Origin of the sequence: Pseudomonas sp. SIMBA_041 (assembly GCF_046535095.1) — a bacterium.
In the GTDB taxonomy this organism is placed as follows: Bacteria; Pseudomonadota; Gammaproteobacteria; order Pseudomonadales; family Pseudomonadaceae; genus Aquipseudomonas; species Aquipseudomonas mucoides.
Genome location: NZ_JAWRXJ010000430.1, coordinates 1 through 265, shown reverse-complemented (window position 1 = coordinate 265; position 265 = coordinate 1). Strand labels below are relative to the sequence as shown.

Genomic DNA, 265 nt, shown 5'->3' with positions numbered 1-265 from the left:
GATTTACATTGTAATTATTAAAAGTCAAAGTTTTTAAACTAGGTAAATTAGAAACATTTAGAGGATTACTAATTGTGTTTGTAGTATATTCTTTAAGAGTTATATTTTCTAATGCATTACACCCTTGAAGTAATAAATTATTTAAGTTAATATTTTCAATATAAAGAGATTTTAGCGAAGTGAAATTATTAAGGTTTATAGTTCCTATTGTAGGGCTGCTATCGCCATTCCCATAAAGCTTAACTTCCTGTAAAGTTGTGCATCC

The 265-nt window shown here is 26.8% G+C and carries 1 protein-coding gene; it reads right to left on the bottom strand.

Annotation, left to right across the window (positions count from 1 at the left end; all coding sequences use genetic code 11):
• The coding region (locus tag SB725_RS31785) for a hypothetical protein (RefSeq protein WP_410923427.1) at positions 1–265 on the bottom strand (265 nt) is incomplete at both ends.